We start from the raw sequence: 18752 nt of genomic DNA, 5'->3' as shown, positions 1-18752 counted from the left end.
ACCTTCAGCCGAGCAGGGCGTCGACGAAGGCGCCCGGTTCGAACGGAGCCAGGTCGTCCGGCCCTTCGCCGAGGCCGACCAGTTTCACCGGCACGCCCAGCTCGCGCTGGACCTGGAAGACGATGCCGCCCTTCGCGGTGCCGTCGAGCTTGGTCAGGACGATGCCGGTGACGTCGACGACCTCGGCGAACACCCGCGCCTGCGCGAGGCCGTTCTGACCGGTGGTCGCGTCGAGGACCAGCAGCACCTCGTCGACCTTCGCCTGCTTCTCGACGACTCGCTTGACCTTGCCCAGCTCGTCCATCAGGCCGGTCTTGGTGTGCAGCCGGCCGGCGGTGTCCACCAGCACCGCGTCCACGCCGTCCTCGATGCCGCGCTTGACGGCGTCGAACGCGACCGCCGCCGGGTCCGCACCCTCCTTGCCGCGCACGACCGTCGCGCCCACCCGCTCGCCCCAGGTCTGGAGCTGGTCGGCGGCGGCGGCGCGGAAGGTGTCCGCCGCGCCGAGCACCACGGTGCTGCCCTGCGCCACGAGCACCCGCGCGAGCTTGCCGGTGGTGGTGGTCTTGCCGGTGCCGTTGACGCCGGCGACCAGCACCACGGCGGGCTGCTTCTGCCCGTCCACCTGATGCGGCAGGGCGCGGACCGCGCGGTGGCCGTCGGTCGACAGGGCGGCGGTCAGCACCTCGTGCAGCACCGCGCGCGCCTCCGCGGACGAGCGCACGGCCTTGCGGCTCAGCTCGTCGCGCAGCCGCTGGACGATCTGATCGGTCGTGGCCGCGCCGAGGTCGGCGACCAGCAGCGTGTCCTCGACCTCCTGCCAGGAGTCCTCGTCGAGGTCACCCGCGCCGAGCAGGCCCAGCAGGCTCTGCCCGAACACCGAACGCGACTTCGACAGCCGCCCGCGCAGCCGCTCCAGCCGCCCGGTGGCGGGGTCGATCTCGTCGATCTCCTCGGCCACCGTGTCCACCGTGTCCACGGCGGGTTCGGGCAGTTTGACGTCGCGCACCGTGCGCTGGCCGGAGTCGCGGGGCACGGCGGCGTCGTCGCCCACCGCGGGCTGGCCGTCGACCTCCGGCCGGTCCTCGACCGGGTGCACGGGGTCCTCGACGGATTCCGCCTCGCCGCCCGGGGCCAGCGCGATGCCCCCGGACGCGGTGTAGCTGCCGCGCTTCGGCTTCGCCTCGACCTCGCGGGCCTTGTCCAGGCTGATCCGCCGCCGGCGGGCGATGAGCAGCCCGGACACCAGCACGGCGACCAGCACGACGACGGCGACGACAACAATCCAGAACCAGGTGCTAGACACGCGTCCATCCTTTCATCCGCCCCGCCGCCGCACCGGGTACCCCACACGCGGGGCGCCCATCAAGCCAAGGGATCACCGGCCGAGTTCCGATTCGGCCAAGACTTCACGGCCCGGCTTGCGCCGCCGGGACGGCTTGGCTAGACCACTCCGGATGACTACGCGCGCCGGCCACCGGTTCCGGGTTCTCGGGCTGCTGTCCGGGACCTCGGTCGACGGCATCGACGTCGCCGTCGCGGAGCTGCGCGCCGACGGCGCCACGGTGGTGCTCACCCCACTCGGCGAACTCGACGTGCCGTACGCCGAAGAGCTGCGCGAGGGCCTGCTCGACGCCCTCCCGCCCCGGCCGAGCAGCGCCGAACAGCTGACCGTCCTCGACACTCTGGTCGGGCAGGCCTTCGCCGAAGCCGCGAGCCAGGGCATCGAGCGGTACGGGCCGGTGGACGTGATCGCCTCGCTCGGCCAGACCGTCTACCACTGGGTTTCCGGCGGCGTCGCGCTCGGCACACTGCAGCTCGGCCAGCCGGCGTGGATCGCGGAGCGGACCGGCGTCCCGGTGATCGCCGACCTTCGGATCCGCGACATCACCGCGGGCGGGCAGGGCGCTCCCCTGGCGAGCACGCTCGACGCGCTGTGGCTGCGCGGGCTCGCCGAGGAGACCGGCCGCCCGGTGGCCGCGCTGAACCTCGGCGGGATCGCGAACATCACCGTCGTCGGCCAGAGCGACGCCGCCGTGCTCGCGTACGACACCGGCCCGGCGAACGCGCTGCTGGACATCGCCGCCGCCCGCGTCACCGACGGGGCACAGCACGCGGACCTCGACGGCCGCCTCGCCCTCGCCGGCACCGTGCGCCCGGACCTGCTGGACCGGCTCGTCGCCGACCCGTACTTTGCCGCCGCAGCACCGAAATCCACCGGCAAGGAGCACTTCCACAGCGGCTATCTCGACGCGGCGCTCGACGGTCTGCCGCCGTTGTCCGCCGAAGACCTGCTCGCCACCCTCACCGAGCTGACGGCCGTCACCGTCGCCGCGGAATGCCGGCGGCACGGCGCCGCCACGGTCGTCGCGTCCGGCGGCGGGGTCGCGAACCCCGCCGTGCTGGCGGCGCTGGCCCGGCACCTGCCCGGCGTCGCGCTGCGGACCAGTGACGACCTCGGCTTGCCGGGCGCGGGCAAGGAGGCGTACCTGACCGCGTTGCTCGGCTGGCTGGGCTGGTGCGGCGTCCCGGCCTCGCTGCCGTCCGCCACGGGCGCGCGCGGGCCGCGGCTGCTCGGCGCGCTGACGCCCGGCGCCGCCCCACTCGACCTTCCGGCCCCACTGGGGGGCACCGTGACCCGGCTACGGGTCGCGGAAGTAGGCGCAGGACGGTAGGAGAACTCCATGAACCCAGTCGATCTGGTGATCGTCATCGTGTACCTGGCGGCGATGCCGATCATCGGCGTGCTGGTCGGGCGCAGGCAGAAGTCCGCGAACGACTACTTCGTCGGTGAGCGCAGCATGCCCTGGTGGGCGGTGACGCTCTCGGTGGTGGCGACCGAGACGTCCACCCTCACCGTGATCTCGACGCCCGGCCTGGTCTTCGGCAGCGCGTTCCTGTTCCTGGAGGTGGCCTTCGGCTACATCCTGGGCCGGCTGGTCGCGGCGTTCGTGCTGCTGCCCCGCTACTTCAAGGGCAACTACGTCAGCGCGTACGAATTCCTCGGCCGCCGCTTCGGGCGCGGGCTGCAGGGCACGGCGTCGGTGACGTTCGTGGTGACCCGGCTGCTGGCCGAGGGCCTGCGGCTGTTCGCGGGCGCCATCCCGATCAAGGCGATCCTCGACCACTACGGCATCCACACCGCGTACTGGCACATCGTGGTCCTGCTGACCGCGCTGACCCTGATCTACGCGTTCGTCGGCGGCATCAAGTCGGTGATCTGGGTCGACGTGATCCAGTGGTCGCTCTACATCCTCGGCGCGATCGGCGCGGTCATCTTCCTGTCCACGAAGCTGCCGGACGGCTGGACCTCGATCGCCTCGGGCCAGGGCCGCTTCCAGCTCACCGACTTCGCGTCGAACATCATCACCAGCCCGTACGCGTTCATCGGCGCGGTGGTCGGCGGCGCCTTCCTCTCGATGGCGTCGCACGGCGCGGACCAGCTGATCGTCGGACGGCTGCTGTCGACCAAGAGCCTGCGCGACGGCCAGCGCGCGCTGATCGGCTCGTCGATCGTGGTGTTCATCCAGTTCGCGCTGTTCCTGGTGGTCGGCGCGATGCTGTGGGTGTACACGGGCGGCAAGACGGGCGCGACCGCCACCGCCGTCGCGGCCGGGAAGATGTCCGGCGACGACGTATTCTCCAACTTCATCGTCAACGACCTGCCGGTCGGGCTGGCCGGGCTGCTGATCGCGGGCATCCTCGCGTCCACCATGGGCGCGCTGGCCTCGGCGCTGAACGCGCTGTCCACCTCGACCATCGCCGACCTCTACCAGCGCTTCACCCAGCGCACGGTGGCGGACTCGAAGCTGCTGCGCCACGGTCGCATGTGGACACTCATCTGGGCCGTGGTGTTCGCGATCTTCGCCTCCCTGTTCACCAACTCGAAGGACCCGGTGATCCAGCAGGGCCTCGGCATCGTCGGCTACACCTACGGCGCGCTGCTCGGCTCGTTCTTCCTCGGCCTGGTGGTCAAGAAGGCCCGGCAGTCCGACGCGGTGGTCGCGTTCGCCTGCTCGGTGGTCGGCATGGCGTTCCTGATCCTGTTCGTCAAGTTCGACAAGGCCACCACGGCGGTGCACCTCCAGTTCGGCGCGGCGACGAAGACCCTCGTCCCGCTCGCCACCTACTGGTACACCTTCGTCGGCGTGCTGATCTCGATGATCGTCGGCGGCCTGCTCGCGCTGCGCCACCGCGGGCCCGACCCGCGCGCGACCGAAGTGGACAGCCCGCCGCAGGAGGAAGTCCCCGTCTGAGGCCGTCGCGAAAGAAATCCGCTCCTCCGGTGAACCGTTCCGGGGCGGGCGCCCGTGTCTGATCACGAGCGCCCGCCTGGTGGAGGCGGGCCCGGGTCGAGGCGGGGACGATGAAGCGGATTTCGATGGCACTGGCGGTGGGCTCGATGGTTCTGCTGGGCGGCGCGACGGCGTGCGCTTCAACCGACGGCTCGACCGCGGCTGGGGCTGGGGCTGGGGTCAAGCCGGTGGCCCAGACGGCGGGGGCGCCCGAGATCGTCGAGGTGCCCGCGGCGGTCAAGGTGCCCGGCGCCGCCCGGCACCTCGGCACCTACCAGGGCAAGGGCGTGCAGATCTACGGCTGCACCAACGGCGCGTGGACCCTGGCCCAGCCCGCCGCGATCATCTCCGACGGCGGCAAGCCGATCGCGCTGCACAGCAAGGGACCGGTGTGGACGTCCACAGTGGACGGAAGCACGGTGGCCGCGACGGCGGTGCCGGGCGCGGCCGTGCCGCACCCCGACGCCGTCCCGGAGCTGCTGCTCAAGGCCGACACCACCAGCGGCAAGGGCCTGTTCGCGAACGTCACTTTCGTGCAGCGCCTCAACACCAAGGGCGGCCTGGCCCCGAAGGGCGCCTGCGCCGCGGGCGACCAGACCGCCACGCCGTACACCGCGGACTACGCCTTCTGGGCCGCGAGCTGACCTGGTGACGACAACGGCCCGGCGCCCTCGGATTCGAGGGCGCCGGGCCGTTGCCCAGTGTCGGAGCGCTCAGGGCTGGCCGTGGAACGAAAGACCCTTGCCACCGCAGCCGATCAGCCCGCTGCCGGCGGTGCCGCCGTCGTAAGCGCACTGCCAGCCGTCGACGGTCAGGACGTGCGCGGTGCCCTCGGCCTTGGTGGGGGCCTGGGCCAGGTAGTCGGAGAGCACGTCGATCGCCTCGGTGCAGCCGACCGTCCCGGCCGGCATCGCCTCGGCCACCACGTCGATCTTCCCGGTGGGACCGTCGATCTGGCCGCAGTCGACCGTCTTGCCGAGCCCGCCGCGCGGCGCCGGGCCGGAACCGTCCTGCCGTTTGCCCGCGGTGGAGCCCTGGCGCTGGGGCGCGCGGGCCTGCGGCGGCGGGGTCTTTGCGTCCGGCACAGCCTGCACGGACGACGGCGCGGCCACCGGCGCCGACGACGTAGCGGTCGGCGCGGCCGGCGTCGAACTCGCGTTCCACGAGAGCTGTCCCGCCGCGGTGCCCCCGCCACCGCAAGCGGTGAGCGTCAAGGCAACGCCGAGCAACGAGCCGGAAATCAGCGATCGGGCCACCATCGTGCGCATTTCGGATCCCCTCCTGGACTGGTTCTTCGAACGTCCAGGAAGACGCCTGCCGCACCGTCGGAGTTGACCGGTGCGGCCGAAGGCCCGCGCATCCTGCCCCTTCGGGCACGAATCCCTCACGGGGGCCAACCCCGGCTCAGGAAGCCGGGAGAGTAGCCACCGCATCCTTTCCGGACAACAAAAGAGGGCCTCCCGGCCATGGCACGGGAAGCCCTCTTCGTTGCTCAGCTCAGGAAGCCGGGACCGGCTCCTCCTCCGTGGCACGCAGCCGTTGCGAGATCACCTTCGTGATGCCGTCGCCCTGCATGCTCACGCCGTACAGGGCGTCGGCGATTTCCATGGTGGGCTTCTGGTGGGTGATGATGATCAGCTGCGAGGAGTCCCGCAGCTGCTCCAGCAGCCCGATCAGGCGGCGCATGTTGGTGTCGTCGAGCGCGGCCTCGACCTCGTCCATCACGTAGAAGGGGGACGGGCGCGCGCGGAAGATGGCGACCAGCATGCCCACCGCCACCAGTGACTTCTCGCCACCGGAGAGCAGGGAGAGCCGCTTGACCTTCTTGCCCGGCGGCCGCGCCTCGACGTCGACGCCGGTGGCCAGCAGGTCGTTCGGCTGGGTCAGCACCATCCGGCCCTCGCCGCCGGGGAACAGGACGCTGAAGACCGTCTCGAACTCGCGGGCGACGTCGGCGTAGGCCGAGGCGAAGACCTCCAGGATCTTCTCGTCCACCTGCCGGATCACCGCCTCCAGGTCCTTGCGGGTGTCCTTGAGGTCTTCGAGCTGGGTGGACAGGAACTTGTACCGCTCCTCCAGCGCCGCGAACTCCTCCAGCGCCAGCGGATTCACCTTGCCCAGCAAGGAAAGGTCCTTCTCCGCGCGCTTGGCGCGGCGGGCCTGGGTGTCGCGGTCGTACGGCATCGGGGGCGGCGGGGTGACGTCCTCGCCGCGCTCCTTCGCCGCCTCGTACTCGGCCGTCTCGCCGGCGCTCGGCGGCACCGGCACGTCCGGGCCGTACTCGGCGACCAGGTCGTCCAGGCCGATGCCGAAGTCCTCGGCGATCTTGGCCTCCAGCGTCTCCAGCCGGAGCCGCTGCTCGGCGCGCAGCACCTCGTCACGGTGCACGGCGTCGGTCAGCTTCTCCAGCTCGCCGGACAGCTCGCGGACCTTGCCCCGCACGGCGGTCAGCGCCGTCTCCCGGGTCTGACGCTGGGCCTGGGCCTCGTCGCGCTCGGCGGCCGCGCGCTGCACGGAGTGCTCGATCCGCTCCAGCGCCAGCTCACCGGCGTCGACCACGGCGTTCGCGATCTCGGCGCCACGTTCACGGGCCTCGCGCGCCTTCGCCAGCCGCTCGCGGGCCTGCTGCTCGGCGTGCGCGGCGCGGCGAAGCGATTCGGCGCGACCGGCGATGCTGCGCGCCCGCTCCTCGGAGGTGCGCTGCGCGAGCCGCGCCTCCATCTCCTCCTGCCGGACCACGGTCAGCTGCGCCACGGCCTCGTCGCGCTCGGCGGTGTCCGGATCGTCCTCCACCGGCTGCTCGGCGACGGCGGCGAGCCGCTCTTCCAGCTCGGCCAGCTGGGCGAGCGCCTGCTCCCGGCTCTGCTCGACCTTCGCGCGCTGGCCGGTGAGCCGCTCCACCTCGGCCTGCGCGGACCGCGCGGCCTGCTGCAGCCGGTTCAGCCGCTCCGACGAGCGGGCCTTGCGGACCTTCGCGTCGCCGAGGGCGTCCTTGGCCTGGCTGACCTCTTCCCGGCGGGCCTGCTGCTCGGCGCGGGCGCCTTCCAGCTCGGCGGTGAAGCGCTCCACCGCGCGCTCGGCGGTGCGCAGCCGGTCCCCCGCCTCGTCGACCGCGGCCTGGACCTCGATCACGCTCTCGCGCGCCGCGGACCCGCCGGCCACCCAGCTGGCGCCGAAAACGTCGCCCTCGGCGGTCACCGCGCGCACTTCCGGATGGCTCGCGACGAGCTGGCGCGCCTGCTCCAGCCCGTTCACCAGCGCCAGCTTGTCGAGCGCGTGCTCGACCGCGGGACGCAGCTGCTCCGGCGCGCTGACCACCTCGCGGGCCCAGCGCGCGCCGTACGGCAGCATCGGCCAGGAGCTGGTGTCCACAGTGGACGGATATCCGCCGAGCACGATGCCCGCCCGGCCGGAATCGGTGTCCTTCAAGTACTTCAGCGCCTGCAGCGCCTGCTCCCCGCCGGCGACGGCGACGGCGTCGGCCACCGGCCCGAGCGCGGCGGCCAGCGCCACCTCGTGCCCCGGCTCGACGGTCAGCAGCGCGGCGACCGAGCCCAGCAGACCAGGCAGCTCGTGGGACGCGCCGAGCAACGCGCCCGCGCCGTCCTTGCGCTTGAGGCCCATCGACAGCGCCTCGACCCGGGCGCGCTCCGAAGCGATCTCACGCTCGGCGCCGCGCTCGGCCTTGACCAGCTCTTCGACCCGCGCCTTGGCGGCGTTGTTGGCCTCGACCGCGCGGTCGTGCCGCTGCATCAGATCGGCGTCGCCGGACTCCTCGGCCCCGCCCTCGGCCTGCTCGAGCTCCAGCTCCTCGACGGCGATCTCGGCGCGCTCGGCGGACTCTTCGAGGGAGACGGTGAGGCGGTCGATCTCGTCCGCGGTGGCGCCGTTCTTACTGCGCAGCGCCTCGACCTGGCCGGTCAGCTTGGCCATGCCCTCGCGTCGGTCGGCGATCGCGCGGACCGCGGCCCAGTGCGCGCGCTCGGCGGCCTGCACCCGTTGTTCGAGTTCTTCGCGCCGCAGCACGGTTTCGGCCAGCAGTTCGCGGGCCTCCATGACGGCCTCGTTCAGCTCCTGCTCCCGCTCGGCCACCTGCTCGGCCTCGGCCAGCAGCTCTTCCGGGTCACGGCCGCCGGTCGGCGCCGAGACGTCGGAAGAAAGGTGCCGCTGGCGCTCCACGGCCAGCCGCACAGTGCCGCGCAGGCGCTCGGCCAGCGCCGAAAGCCGGTACCAGGTCTCCTGCGCGGTCTGCAGCTTCGGCGCGTCCTCGGCGAGCGAGGCCTCCAGCTCGGTCTCCTCGGCGGCGACGATCTCCAGCGCCTGCTCCACCTCGGCCCGGCGCTGACGGGCGGTGCGCTCGTCGGCCTCTTCCCTGGCGATGGAGCCGCGCTGGGTGACCAGGTCGTCGGCGAACAGGCGCAGCCGCGAGTCCCGCAGCTCCGACTGGACCCACTGCGCCTTGCGCGCGATCTCGGCCTGCTTGCCCAGCGGCTTGAGCTGGCGGCGCAGCTCCGTGGTGAGGTCGCCGAGCCGGTCGAGGTTGCCCTGCATGTTCGCGAGCTTGCGCAGGGTCTGTTCCTTGCGCTTGCGGTGTTTCAGGACGCCCGCGGCCTCTTCGATGAACGCGCGGCGCTCCTCGGGCTTCGACTCGAGGATCGCCGCCAGCTGCCCCTGCCCGACGATGACGTGCATCTCGCGGCCGATGCCGGAGTCCGACAGCAGCTCCTGCACGTCCATCAGCCGGCAGCGGTCGCCGTTGATCTCGTACTCGCTCGCGCCGTCACGGAACATCCGGCGGGTGATGGAGACCTCGCCGTATTCGATGGGCAGCGCGCCGTCGGCGTTGTCGATGGTGAGCGTGACCTCGGCCCGGCCCAGCGGGGCGCGGCCCGCGGTGCCGGCGAAGATGACGTCTTCCATCTTGCCGCCGCGCAGGTCCTTCGCGCCCTGGGTGCCCATGACCCAGCGCAGCGCGTCGAGGACGTTGGACTTGCCCGAGCCGTTCGGCCCGACCACGCAGGTGATCCCGGGCTCGAAGCGCAGCGTGGTGGCCGAGGCGAAGGACTTGAAGCCCTTCAGCGTCAAGCTTTTCAGGTGCACTTGGTGCGGACCCCTCTGGCCTCGGGTACTGGCTCTTCAATCGGACCAGGCTACCTGGGCACCCGCGGTCACCGTGGGAGGCCGCCGGGCCGGGCGCGCCTAGCACAGGACCGGCCACCACGGCAACCCCTCTGGTCCCACGAGTCACGGCCGACCGGTCTGCCCCCGGCCGGGGTCAGCGCTCGGTGAAACCCGTCAGCCCGCCCTTGGCCGGGGCCCAGCGCTCGACCACGTGATCCACGCTTCCGGGTGATTTCCCCGAACGAAGAGCGGCCAACAGCCGCTCACAGTGGTCTCGTACACCCTCCGCTACCACCTCAACACGGCCGTCGGGCAGATTGCGGGCGAAGCCGATCAGGCCGAGTTCCAGCGCGCGGCTCCGAGTCCACCAGCGGAAACCGACACCCTGGACCTGTCCGTGCACCCAGGCCGCCAGCCGGACGGGTGTTTCTTTTTCACTCACCAGGCCATTCTGCCGGAGGCCGCCGGATGCGGACAGTGACCGCCTCAGGTTGATAGCTGCGCGAATGGGGCATGGCCGGTGATAACCTCCCCGCCGAGGTCAGCGTCCAGGGCCGCCGGAGTCCAGGGAGTCCACTGCGTACGCCACAGGTGGCACGCCCGGATCGACAATGCTTCACGACTTCCAGCGTCACGTCCCGTAAGGAGCCTGCATGTCCCGTCCCGACGGGCCGGATCCGAGCACCCGAATCTCCGTCGCCCCGCCGAAGGGCGCGAGCGGCCGCGTGAACCGCGCCGGCTACGCCATCCTCGGCGTCGGCGGCCTGGTCGTGGCCACCGCGTTCGCCGCCGTCGCCGAACTGGCGGGCCCGGGCAGCACAGCGGCCGACAGCGGCAACGTCCCCGGCGGCGGCCAGGGCACCCTGCCCGGCAGCTCGCAGGTCGTGACCGGCAGCGCGGTCCCGGGCGCCCCGGCGACCGGGCCGGCCACCCCGAACGGCTCCACCACGCCGTCCACCCCGACCACGGTGGTGTCCGTCGGCGCCGACGGCGTGCCGACGACCTCGGTCGTCACCCCGCCGGCCAACCCCGGCCCCGGCAACCCGCCGCCGGGCGGCGGCCCGACGGACTCGACCACCGGGCGGAGCGACCCGCCGCCGTCGACCCATTCCGTCACCCCGACTCCGCCGACCTCGCCGACCAAATCGTCTTCGCCGACGTCGCCGTCGGAGCCGTCCAGCAGTAGCAGCAGCGGTGGCGGCGGCAGCACCAGCGGCGAGCCGCCGAGCAGCAGCGGCAACTCGTCCACTTCGGACAGTGCGCCCTCGAGTCCCGGACGCTGAACCACGCCGGAAGGCCGCCCCGCGGGGCGGCCTTCCAGGTGTCTAGACCTCGAACCGGTAGCCCATGCCGGGCTCGGTCAGCAGGTGCCGCGGCCGTGAGGGCTCCGGCTCCAGCTTCCGCCGCAGCTGCGCGAGATACACGCGCAGGTAGTGCGATTCCGTCTCGTACGACGGTCCCCACACCTCGTGCAGCAGCTGCTTCTGCGCCACCAGCCGGCCGCGGTTGCGGACCAGCAGCTCCAGCACTCCCCACTCGGTTTTGGTCAGGTGGACCTCGCGGCCGTCGCGGCGGACCTTCTTCGCCGCCAGGTCGATGGTGAACGAGCCGGTGTCCACCACCGCCTCCGCGCCGTCCGAGCCGGCGACGGCCGAGCGGCGCACGGCGGCGCGCAGCCGGGCCAGCAGCTCGTCCATGCCGAACGGCTTGGTGACGTAGTCGTCCGCGCCCGCGTCGAGCGCCTGCACCTTGTCGGCCGAGTCGCCGCGCGCGGACAGCACGATGATCGGCACCGTGGTCCAGCCGCGCAGCCCGGCGATCACCTCGGTGCCGTCGAGGTCCGGCAGGCCCAGGTCCAGCACCACGACGTCGGGCTTGGTCTCCGCGACGGCCTTGAGCGCCGCCGTGCCGTCGTGCGCGGTGATCACCTTGTAGCCGCGGGCGGTCAGGTTGATCCGCAGCGCGCGCACGATCTGCGGCTCGTCGTCCACCACCAGAACGGTGGCCGCCCGGTCCGGACTCACAATGCCTCCTGTTCCACGGCTTCGTCGATCAGCAGCAGGTCCTTGTCCGGATGCTGCCCGGTGTAGGCGGGCAGCGAGATCACCACGGTCAGCCCGCCGCCGGGCGTGTCCTCGGCGCGGATGGTGCCGCCCATCGCCTCGGTGAAGCCCTTGGCGACGGACAGGCCGAGCCCCACGCCGGGTGCCGAGTCCCGGTCGCCGCCGAGGCGTTGGAACGGCGCGAAAGCCGAGTCCGCCGTGCCCTTCCGCAGCCCGCGCCCGTGGTCGACGATCCGCAGCTCCACGTGGTCCGAATGCGCGCTCGCCCGGGCCGAGACGGGCGTGACCGGGGTGTCCGAAGCTGGGGCGACGCCGTGGCGCAGCGCGTTGTCGAGCACGTTCGCGATCACCCGTTCCAGCAGCCCGGGGTCGGCGAGCACCGACGGCAGCCGCGCGTCCACCGCGACCTTCACCCCGCGCGAGTTGTCCACATTGGACAGCGCGTGCGCGAGCACCTCGTCGTAGCCCACCGGGCGCAGGTGCGGCCGCACCGCGCCGGTGGCCAGCCGCGAGGAGTCCAGCAGGTTGTCGATCAGCCCGGCCAGCCGGTCGGCCGACTCCTCGATGGCCTCCATCAGCTCGCCGGTGTCCTCATCGGACAGTGACAGATCGGGTGCGCGCAGGCTGCCGATGGCGGCCTTGATGGAGGTCAACGGCGTGCGCAGGTCGTGCCCGACGGCCGAGAGCAGCGTGGTGCGCAGCTCGGTCGCCTCGGCCTTGCGCTCGGCGGCGGCCGCCGCGGCCGCCATCCGCTGCTGGCGCAGCGCGAGCAGCGCCTGCCCGGCCACGGCCTCCAGCACCCGCCGGTCGGACGCCGGCAGCGCCCGCCCGCGCAGCGTCAGGTGCACGTCGGCGGTCACGGCGATGTCCACGTCGGCCTCGTCCGGGTCGGCGCACGGGTGCGGGCCCGCCACGGCGACCTTCTGCCAGTCGCCGTCCTTCTTCTCCAGCAGTGTCACCGAAGTCAGGCCGAAGTTCTCCCGCACCTTCGCCAGCAGCTTCTCGATCGGGTCCACATGCGTCAGCACGGTCCGGGCGTACGACGCGAGCAGCGAAGCCTCCGTCCGCGCCCGCGCCGCCTGGCTCCCCCGCCTCGCCGCCGACGCGACGACCAGCGCCACCAGCACGGCGACCACGATCATCACGACGAGCGTGACCACGTTCTGAGGGCTGTGCACGTTCAGCGTGTACAGCGGGGGCGTGAAGAAGAAGTTCAGCAGCCCGGCCCCGAACACGGCCGCGATCAGCGCCGGGCCGAGGCCGCCGACGAGCGCGACGATCACCGTCGCCAGCACGTAGAGGATCACGTCGGTGGAGAACTCCACCGCGTCGCGCAGCACCACGCCGAGCCCGGTCGCGGCCAGCGGCAGCAGGAAACTGAGCACCCAGCCCAGCACCAGCCGGGACGGGGCCAGCGGGCTGGTGCCGAACCGCGCGCGCAGCCGCCCGCCCGCGTAGGAGTGGGTGACCATGTGCACGTCGATCGAGCCCGACTGCTGGACCACCGCGGCGCCGATGCCCTCGTCGAACAGCCGCGCCACCCGCGAGCGGCGCGAGGTGCCGATCACCAGCTGCGTCGCGTTGACGCCGCGGGCGAAGTCCAGCAGCGCGGTCGGCACGTCGTCGCCGACGACCGTGTGGAAGGTGGCGCCGACCTCGTCCGCGAGTGTGCGGGAGCGGGCCATCGCGCCCGGGCCGGTCTTGAACGAGTACCGCCCGGACAGGCCGTCGCCGCTGAGCACGTGCACGACCTGCAGCTCCGCGCCCGCGCGCGTGGCGATCCGGCTCGCGCGCCGGATCAGCGTCTCGCTCTCCGGGCCGCCGGTGACCGAGACGACCACGCGCTCGCGGGCCTCCCAGGTGTCGGTGATCTTCTGCTCGGCGCGGTACCGCTGAAGCGCGACGTCGACCTGGTCGGCGACCCACAGCAGCGCCAGCTCGCGCAGCGCGGTGAGGTTGCCGGGGCGGAAGTAGTTGCCGAGCGCGGCGTCGATCCGCTCGGCCGGGTAGACGTTGCCGTGCGCGAGCCGGCGCCGCAGCGCCTCGGGGGTGATGTCGACCAGCTCCAGCTGCTCGGCCCGGCGCACCACCTCGTCCGGCACCGTCTCCTGCTGCGCGACGCCGGTGATGCGCTCGACCACGTCGTTGAGGCTCTGCAGGTGCTGGACGTTGACCGTGGACAGCACGTCGACGCCGTGGGCGAGCAGCTCGTCGACGTCCTGCCAGCGCTTGTCGTGCCGGGCGCCCGGCACGTTGGTGTGCGCCAGCTCGTCGACGACCACGACCTCGGGCTTGCGCGCCAGGATCGCCTCGAGGTCCATCTCGGCGAATTCGTGCCCGCGGTGGGTGACGGTGCGCCGCGGCACGACCTCGAGGCCGTCGAGCAGGTCCGCGGTCTTCTTGCGGCCGTGGGTCTCGACGAGCCCGACGACCACGTCCGTGCCGCGCTCGGCCCGCCGCCTCGCCTCGCCCAGCATGGCGAAGGTCTTGCCGACGCCCGGCGCCGCGCCGAGGTAGATGCGCAGCTCTCCCCGGCGCGGCTTCGAAGGCCCCGTCTTCTCCGGCCCGGTTTCGGTGCTCACGCTGTCAGTGTGCTCCAGGCGCGGCCGAATGCACGGCCAAGTTGAGCTGGAGCACGTTCACGCCGGGCACGCCGATCCCGTCGCCCGAAGTGTTCGCCTCGACCAGCTGACGCACCCGGTCCTCGGGCAGGCCGGTGTTCCGGGCGACGCGGGCGATCTGCAGGTCCGCGTAGGCCACGCTGATCGACGGGTCCAATCCGGACGCCGAGGCGGTCACCGCGTCGGCCGGCACCTGGGCGGGGCTGACGCCCTCCCGTTTCGCGATGGCGTCCTTCCGCTCGGTGATCGTCTTCACCAGGTCCTCGTTGTACGGGCCCTTGTTGGACGCGCCCGAGGTCGACGGGTCGGCCGGGCCGAGCGCGTCCTTCGAGCCCGCCGAAGGCCGGTTGTGGAACCACGGGTCCCGCGCCGGGTCCGCCGCGACCGGGTCGATCCCGATCAGCGAGGAGCCCACCGCCTGGCCGTTCTGCGTGACGATCGAACCTTCGGCGTTCGACTCGAGACCGGGGATCCGCCCCACCGCCCACACTGCGAGCGGGTAGACCAGCCCGAGCAGCACCGTCATCGCGATGAGGACCCGCAGGCCCGCCCACGTCTGCTTCACCAGAGTGTTCACGTTCTTCACCCGATTCCCGGAATGAGCCGCACGAGCAGGTCGATCAGCCAGATCCCGAGGAACGGGCTGACGATCCCGCCGAGGCCGTAGACGAGCAGGTTGCGCCGCAGCAGCTCGGACGCCGAGGACGGCCGGTACCGCACGCCGCGCAGGGCCAGCGGGATCAGCGCGACGATGATCAGCGCGTTGAAGATGACCGCGCTCAGGATCGCCGACTTCGGCGTGGCCAGGTGCATGATGTTCAGCGCGCCCAGCTGGGCGAAGATGCCGGTGAACATCGCGGGCAGGATGGCGAAGTACTTGGCCAGGTCGTTGGCCACGCTGAAGGTGGTCAGCGCGCCGCGGGTGATCAGCAGCTGCTTGCCGATCTCCACGATCTCGATCAGCTTCGTCGGGTCGGAGTCGAGGTCGACCATGTTGCCGGCCTCCTTCGCGGCCGACGTGCCGGTGTTCATCGCGACGCCGACGTCCGACTGGGCCAGCGCGGGCGCGTCGTTCGTGCCGTCGCCGGTCATCGCGACCAGCCGGCCGCCCTCCTGCTCCTTCTTGATCAGCGCCATCTTGTCTTCGGGCTTGGCCTCGGCGAGGTAGTCGTCGACGCCCGCGTCCTCGGCGATGGCCTTGGCGGTGAGCGGGTTGTCGCCGGTGATCATCACCGTCTTGATGCCCATCGTGCGCAGCTCGGCGAACCGCTCCTTCATGCCCGGCTTGACCACATCGGACAGCCGGATCACGCCGCACACGTTCGCCCGGCCGCCGTCGGTCTCGGCGACCACCAGCGGGGTCCCGCCCTGCTGGCTGATGGCGTCGACCACCCGCTCGGTCTCGTCGGGCATGTCGCCGCCGCGCTCGCGCACCCACTGGCGCACGGCGGCGGTGGCGCCCTTGCGGACCTGGCGCCCGCCGACGTCGATGCCGCTCATCCGGGTCTGCGCCGTGAACGGCACGAACTCGGCCAGCTTCTCGTTCTCGTCGGCCTGGCCCGGCAGCCCGTGCTCGCGGGCGATCAGCTCGACGATGCTGCGGCCCTCGGGGGTGCCGTCGGCGAGGCTGGACAGCCGGGCCGCGCGAGCCAGATCGTCCTGAGTAGACTCGCCGACCGGGATCAGCTCGGTGGCCTTGCGGTTGCCGAAGGTGATGGTGCCGGTCTTGTCGAGCAGCAGGGTCGAGACGTCGCCCGCGGCTTCCACCGCGCGCCCGGACGTGGCCAGCACGTTGCGCTGCACCAGCCGGTCCATGCCCGCGATGCCGATCGCGCTCAGCAGCGCGCCGATCGTCGTCGGGATGAGGCAGACCAGCAGCGCGGTCAGCACCACCACCGACTGCTCGCTGCCCGAGTACGACGCCATCGGCTGCAGCGCCACCACGGCGAGCAGGAAGATGATCGTGAGCGTGGCGAGCAGGATCGTCAGCGCGATCTCGTTCGGTGTCTTCTGCCGCGAAGCGCCTTCCACCAACGCGATCATGCGGTCCACAAAGGACTCGCCCGGCTTGGTGGTGATCTTCACGACGACCCGGTCGGACAGTACCGTGGTGCCGCCCGTGACGGCCGAGCGGTCGCCGCCCGACTCGCGGATGACCGGGGCCGACTCGCCGGTGATGGCGGACTCGTCGACGGTCGCGATGCCCTCGACGACGTCGCCGTCACCCGGGATGACCTCCCCGGCCTCGACCACCACGAGGTCGCCGATCCGCAGGTCCACGCCCGGCACGCGCTCCTCGGAGCCGTCCTCGGTCAGCCGCCGCGCGACGGTCTCCTTTTTGGACTTCCGCAACGACTCGGCCTGCGCCTTGCCCCGCCCCTCGGCGACGGCCTCGGCCAGGTTCGCGAACAGCACCGTGAACCAGAGCCAGATCGCGATCAGGATGGTGAACACACTCGGGTCGGTGATCGCGAAGACGGTGGTCAGCGCCGAGCCGGCCCACACCACGAACATGACCGGGTTCTTCAGCTGGTGCTTGGGGTTCAGCTTGCGCAACGCGCCCGGCAGCGAGGTCCAGAGCTGGCGCGGGCTGAACACCCCCGCCCCGACGCGGCCCGCGTTCTCCGCGTGGTGCTGCTGACCCTCCAACGGGGTCCGTTCTTCCGTGACTGTCATGCCAACGCCTCCGCGATGGGCCCGAGCGCGAGCGCGGGAATGAACGTGAGAGCCGCGACGAGCACGATGGTGCCGGTGAGCATCGTCCCGAAGAGCGGCCCGGTGGTGGGCAGCGTGCCGGCGGTCTCCGGGACCTTCTTCTGCGAGGCCAGCGAACCGGCCAGGCACAGCACCGCGATGATCGGCACGAACCGGCCGAGCAGCATGGCCACCGAGAACGACGACTGGAACCAGTTGCTCGTCGCGGTCAGGCCGCCGAACGCGCTGCCGTTGTTGTTGCCGGTGGAGGCATAGCCGTAGAGCACCTCGGACAGCCCGTGCGCGCCGCTGTTTCCCAGCGCGCCCAAGGTGTCCGGCAGCATCAGCGCGATCCCCGAGCCGATCAGCACCACGGTGGGCATGGCCAGCATCGAGATCGCCGCGCAGGTGACCTCGCGTTTGCCGAGCTTCTTGCCCAGGTACTCCGGCGTGCGCCCGACCATCAGGCCGGCCAGGAACATCGCGATGATCGCCATCACCAGGATGCCGTACAGGCCGGTGCCGACGCCGCCCGGCGAGATCTCGCCGAACAGCATGTTCAGCAACGGCCCGCCGCCGCCGAGCCCGGACAGGCTGTCGTGCGCGCCGTTGACCGCGCCGGTGGACGTTCCTGTTGTGGTGTCAGCGAAAATCGAGGTCAGGCTCAGGCCGAAGCGCTGTTCCTTGCCTTCCATGTTCGCGCCCGCGGCCAGCGCCGCCGGGCTGTTCGTCAGCGCCTCGGAAAGCCAGGTCACCGCCAGCATGGCGGCCCACAGCCCGCCCATCACCGACAGCAGCACGTAACCCTGCTTCTTGTTGCCCACCAGCCGGCCGAACGCCCGGGTCAGGCTGACCGGGACGACCAGGATCAGGAACAGCTCCACCAGGTTCGACCACGCGTCGGGGTTTTCGAACGGGTGCGCGGAGTTGGCGTTGAAGATGCCGCCGCCGTTGGTGCCGAGTTCCTTGATCGCCTCCTGGCTCGCCGCCGGGGCCAGCGCGATGGTGCTGTGGCTGCCGTCCGGGTTCGTCACGGCGACGCCGGAGTGCAGGCTCTGCACCACGCCCAGCGCCATCAGCACGATCGCGAAAAGGAAGGACATCGGCAGCAGCACCCGGATGGTGCCGCGGGTCAGGTCCACCCAGAAGTTGCCCAGCCGGTCGGTCTTCGACCGGATGAAGCCACGCGTCACCGCGATCGCGACGGCCAGGCCGACGCCCGCGGAGAGGAAGTTCTGCACCGTCAGCCCGGCCATCTGCACGAAGTGGCCCATGGTCGTCTCGGGCACGTAGGACTGCCAGTTCGTGTTGGTCACGAAGCTCACCGCGGTGTTGAACGCGACCGCCGGCGAGACCGAGCCGCGCCCGAAGTTCCACGGCAGCAACGGTTGCAGCCGCTGAAGCAGGTACAGCAGGACGATCGAGGCCAGCGAGAAACCGAGGACGCCGGCGGCGTAGGTCGGCCAGCGCTGCTCGGAGCCCGGGTCGACCCGGACCAGCTTGTAGAAGCCCTTCTCGACCCGGGAGTGCTTCTCGGCCGAGAAGACCCGGGCCAGGTAGTCGCCGAGTGGTTTGTAGACCACCGCCAGCGCGACCAGCAGGAGACCGACCTGAATGAGGCCGGCCGTAGTGTCACTCATTTTTTCGGTCCCTCCACGGGAAAAAGCATGTCGGGACGCATCAGAACTTCTCCGGCCTCACGAGCGCGATGAACAGGTAGACGATCAGGCCCAGCGCCAGCAGACCGCCGACGATGTTGGCCGCGGCCGACGCGCCGCTCACAGCTTCTCCAGCCCGCGCAGCGTCAAAGCCAGCACCACGAACACGCCGATCAGCAGAACGGCGTACAGCAAGTCGGCCACTAGGCACCTCTCAAGACAGGTCACCCGAGTCGGGTGACCGGCGGACGTGCCGTCACTCTGCGGTCCCGGCCCAGGCCGGCGGGCCGCGGCTGACGG

Annotated in this window: 14 protein-coding genes; 4 read left to right on the top strand and 10 right to left on the bottom strand. The window is 71.7% G+C overall.

Annotation, left to right across the window (positions count from 1 at the left end; genetic code table 11):
- Positions 1–4 precede the first annotated feature (4 nt).
- Positions 5–1306 carry a signal recognition particle-docking protein FtsY gene (gene ftsY, locus BMY97_RS30895; RefSeq protein WP_091623566.1) on the bottom strand — a complete coding sequence of 434 codons (1302 nt, stop codon included), beginning with the start codon at positions 1304–1306 and terminating at the stop codon, positions 5–7.
- 151 nt (positions 1307–1457) lie between these two features.
- Here ftsY and BMY97_RS30890 point away from each other — a divergent pair, with 151 nt between their 5' ends.
- The 3 genes from BMY97_RS30890 (at position 1458) to BMY97_RS30880 (ending at position 4939) form a co-directional block, all read left to right on the top strand.
- Entirely contained in the window at positions 1458–2675 is a 1218-nt protein-coding gene (locus BMY97_RS30890) for an anhydro-N-acetylmuramic acid kinase (RefSeq protein ID WP_091623563.1), read from the top strand.
- Between the two features lie 9 nt (positions 2676–2684).
- The gene (locus BMY97_RS30885) at positions 2685–4256 is read left to right on the top strand and encodes a sodium:solute symporter (RefSeq protein ID WP_091623561.1); all 1572 of its coding nucleotides are present in this window, start codon (positions 2685–2687) and stop codon (positions 4254–4256) included.
- 110 nt (positions 4257–4366) lie between these two features.
- Entirely contained in the window at positions 4367–4939 is a 573-nt protein-coding gene (locus tag BMY97_RS30880) for a DUF3455 domain-containing protein (RefSeq protein WP_091623558.1), read from the top strand.
- 69 nt (positions 4940–5008) lie between these two features.
- On the opposite strand, the gene BMY97_RS30875 is transcribed toward BMY97_RS30880, so the two are convergent.
- The 3 genes from BMY97_RS30875 to BMY97_RS30865 form a co-directional block, all read right to left on the bottom strand.
- On the bottom strand, positions 5009–5563 hold the full coding sequence (locus BMY97_RS30875) for a hypothetical protein (RefSeq protein WP_091623556.1): 555 nt from the start codon (positions 5561–5563) through the stop codon (positions 5009–5011).
- 229 nt (positions 5564–5792) lie between these two features.
- A complete protein-coding gene (gene smc / locus BMY97_RS30870; RefSeq protein WP_091623553.1) occupies positions 5793–9395 on the bottom strand; it encodes a chromosome segregation protein SMC in 3603 nt (1200 codons plus the stop codon).
- 175 nt (positions 9396–9570) lie between these two features.
- The gene (locus BMY97_RS30865; protein WP_091623550.1) at positions 9571–9858 is read right to left on the bottom strand and encodes an acylphosphatase; all 288 of its coding nucleotides are present in this window, start codon (positions 9856–9858) and stop codon (positions 9571–9573) included.
- A 211-nt stretch (positions 9859–10069) separates the two neighbouring features.
- Between BMY97_RS30865 and BMY97_RS47295 the strand changes: the two genes are divergently transcribed.
- Positions 10070–10699: a hypothetical protein gene (locus BMY97_RS47295; RefSeq protein ID WP_177231620.1), complete on the top strand. Its 630-nt coding sequence runs from the start codon at positions 10070–10072 to the stop codon at positions 10697–10699.
- A gap of 42 nt (positions 10700–10741) precedes the next feature.
- On the opposite strand, the gene BMY97_RS30855 is transcribed toward BMY97_RS47295, so the two are convergent.
- The 6 genes from BMY97_RS30855 to kdpF are packed head-to-tail and all read right to left on the bottom strand — an operon-like array spanning position 10742 to position 18576.
- Entirely contained in the window at positions 10742–11440 is a 699-nt protein-coding gene (locus BMY97_RS30855) for a response regulator (RefSeq protein WP_091623547.1), read from the bottom strand.
- Positions 11437–14061: a sensor histidine kinase gene (locus tag BMY97_RS30850; RefSeq protein WP_091623544.1), complete on the bottom strand. Its 2625-nt coding sequence runs from the start codon at positions 14059–14061 to the stop codon at positions 11437–11439. Before BMY97_RS30850 ends, BMY97_RS30855 begins: the two co-directional genes overlap by 4 nt.
- Before the next feature lie 4 nt (positions 14062–14065).
- Positions 14066–14677: a potassium-transporting ATPase subunit C gene (locus BMY97_RS30845; RefSeq protein ID WP_091623769.1), complete on the bottom strand. Its 612-nt coding sequence runs from the start codon at positions 14675–14677 to the stop codon at positions 14066–14068.
- A gap of 5 nt (positions 14678–14682) precedes the next feature.
- Positions 14683–16776, bottom strand: a complete 2094-nt coding sequence (kdpB, locus tag BMY97_RS30840) for a potassium-transporting ATPase subunit KdpB (RefSeq protein WP_091623541.1) — start codon at positions 16774–16776, stop codon at positions 14683–14685.
- Positions 16773–18434, bottom strand: coding sequence for a potassium-transporting ATPase subunit KdpA (gene kdpA, locus BMY97_RS30835; RefSeq protein WP_091623540.1), 1662 nt, complete (start codon positions 18432–18434; stop codon positions 16773–16775). The genes kdpB and kdpA overlap by 4 nt, the downstream gene beginning before the upstream one ends.
- A 40-nt stretch (positions 18435–18474) precedes the next feature.
- Positions 18475–18576: a K(+)-transporting ATPase subunit F gene (gene kdpF / locus BMY97_RS30830; RefSeq protein ID WP_091623537.1), complete on the bottom strand. Its 102-nt coding sequence runs from the start codon at positions 18574–18576 to the stop codon at positions 18475–18477.
- Positions 18577–18752: the final 176 nt, after the last annotated feature.

Origin of the sequence: Amycolatopsis saalfeldensis, from assembly GCF_900110575.1 — a bacterium.
Lineage (GTDB): Bacteria > Actinomycetota > Actinomycetes > Mycobacteriales > Pseudonocardiaceae > Amycolatopsis > Amycolatopsis saalfeldensis.
This window is presented reverse-complemented; position numbering and strand designations above follow the sequence as displayed.